Source organism: Mesorhizobium sp. M7A.F.Ca.CA.004.12.1.1 (genome assembly GCF_003997835.1).
GTDB lineage: Bacteria > Pseudomonadota > Alphaproteobacteria > Rhizobiales > Rhizobiaceae > Mesorhizobium.
Map to the genome: position 1 here is coordinate 1 of NZ_RZRK01000994.1, position 1,946 is coordinate 1,946.

Below are 1,946 nucleotides of genomic sequence, written 5' to 3' on the forward strand. Positions count from 1 at the left end.
TTGCCGCCGAGATGGAAGATGTCTGCATGCAGGAAGGAATAGGTGAGGTAGCTCAGGCTTTCGGGGATGACGATGAAACGGGGATCGAGCTCGGCGGTGTCATGGACGACCGACGGGATGAAGCCGAGACCAAGCACGGCGGCATTGGAGAAACTCTCGCCGCCGAGCGCGGTGGCAAGGTAGACCAGGGCATTGACCACGATCAGCCCGATGGTCACATATTGCAGCCTGATGTGCCGCAGCCTGTTGGTGTCGTAAAGCGGGATGAACATGCCCCAGGCCCTCTTCCGCTTTCGACAATCAGCGGTTCTTGCCGGGAACCCATAGCACGTCGGCGTTTCCGTTGTCATTGACCGCCCGGGCGGCGACAAACAGGAAATCCGAGACCCGGTTGATGTATTTCAGACCGTCGCGGTTGACGTGCTCGTCCGGATCCTGGGCAAGGGCCACGATCAGCCTTTCGGCCCGCCGCGCCACGGTGCGGGCAAGGTGAAGTGCCGCCGCTGCCGGCGTGCCGCCATTGAGCACGAAGGATTTGAGCGGCTGAAGCTCCTTGTTGAGAAGGTCGATGTCCTTTTCGACCCGGTCGGTCTGCACGGCGACGATCCGAAGCGGCTCATAGCCGAGCGGCTTGCCGTCGTCGGGCACGGCGAGATCGGCGCCGAGGTCGAACAGATCGTTCTGGATGCGGGAAAGCATGGCGTCGATCGCGGGATGGATCGCGGCCGTGTGGACCCGGGCGATGCCGATGCAGGCATTGGCTTCGTCGACCGTGCCGTAGGCGTCTACCCGCAGGTCGGATTTCAGCCGCCTCTCGCCGGTGCCGAGACCCGTGGTGCCATCATCGCCGGTGCGGGTGTAGATCTTGTTGAGCTTGACCATTTCGCCTCCCCGCCGACATCCCTCACTTGCGGGTGAAATACACCGCAAGCAGGATCAGCACCAGCGCCACGGCCTGCAGCATGACGCGCGCCTGCATCAGCTTGTTCGATGTGACGCCGGAGCCGCCGCGCATCATATTGATGAGGCCACGAACAAGCACGACCGCAACGGCGACCATGACCAGAATGGCGAGAATGTTGAAGACGGTTGCCATTGTTTCGTTCCAGTTGTTTTGGCGTTCAGGCGCGTTTGGCCATCAGGCGGTAAAGCATCGATGCAGGCAGGATGCGTTTGAGCACCGCACCGATCCTGGCCGGCACTGTTACCACATAGTGCGGGCGTGGGCGCCGCGACAGAAGTGCATGGCGCAGCGCCGCATGAACGACTTCCGGCCCTGGCTTCAAGGCCGATTGGCTGCCGCCGGTCCGCAGCCGCTCGAGTTGCGCCGCATAGTCCACGCGGTGCACGGAATTCTCGTGGTCGATGTTGCTGAGAAACCAAATGAGGCCATTGCTGGCGATCTTCGACTTCACCGGCCCCGGCTCGATCAGCGAAACGTGGACGCCGCTGCCGGCCAGTTCCTGGCGCTGGCAGAGCATCAAGGCCTCCAGTGCATGCTTCGACGCGGAATAGGCGCCGCGAAAGCGCACCGGCACGAGGCCAAGGATCGACGAACAGTGGACGATGCGGCCGTCACCCTGGCGGCGCATCACCGGCACCAGCCGGCGGGTCAAATCATGCCAGCCGAAGAAATTCGCCTCGAACTGCTGCTTGAGCGCCGCAACGGGCAGATCCTCGACGGCGCCCGGCTGCGCATAGGCGCCGTTGTTGAAAAGGGCGTCGAGCCGGCCGCCGGTGCGGTCGAGCACCGCCGCCACCAGCGAGGCGATGGAGTCCGGCTCGCAATAATCGAGATAGAAGGCCTCGATGCCATCGGCTTCGAGCGCGGCGATGTCCTGCGGCTTGCGCGCCGTTGCGAACACCCGCCAGCCTTCTGCCTTCAACGCGCGGGCGCAGTACGCGCCTATTCCCGAAGACGCACCGGTGATGATAATCGAGCGCAA

General features: G+C 63.4%; 4 protein-coding genes. All 4 read right to left on the reverse strand.

What is annotated here, in order from left to right; genetic code table 11:
• On the reverse strand, positions 1–272 hold a 272-nt coding region (locus EN984_RS32720; protein WP_245480167.1), incomplete at its 3' end, for a rhomboid family intramembrane serine protease.
• A 28-nt stretch (positions 273–300) separates the two neighbouring features.
• Complete coding sequence (locus tag EN984_RS32725) at positions 301–882, reverse strand: cob(I)yrinic acid a,c-diamide adenosyltransferase (RefSeq protein ID WP_127270629.1); 582 nt, start codon at positions 880–882, stop codon at positions 301–303.
• A 22-nt stretch (positions 883–904) separates the two neighbouring features.
• A complete protein-coding gene (locus tag EN984_RS32730; protein WP_013529428.1) occupies positions 905–1,096 on the reverse strand; it encodes a twin transmembrane helix small protein in 192 nt (63 codons plus the stop codon).
• A gap of 25 nt (positions 1,097–1,121) precedes the next feature.
• Positions 1,122–1,946: SDR family oxidoreductase (locus tag EN984_RS32735; RefSeq protein ID WP_245480168.1), on the reverse strand; the 825-nt coding region annotated here is incomplete at its 5' end.

Bases quoted from the DNA above. Each gene is read 5' to 3' on its own strand.
- EN984_RS32730 (WP_013529428.1), bottom strand. From the start codon at position 1,096: ATGGCAACCGTCTTCAACATTCTCGCCATTCTGGTCATGGTCGCCGTT.
- EN984_RS32725 (WP_127270629.1), bottom strand. From the start codon at position 882: ATGGTCAAGCTCAACAAGATCTACACCCGCACCGGCGATGATGGCACC.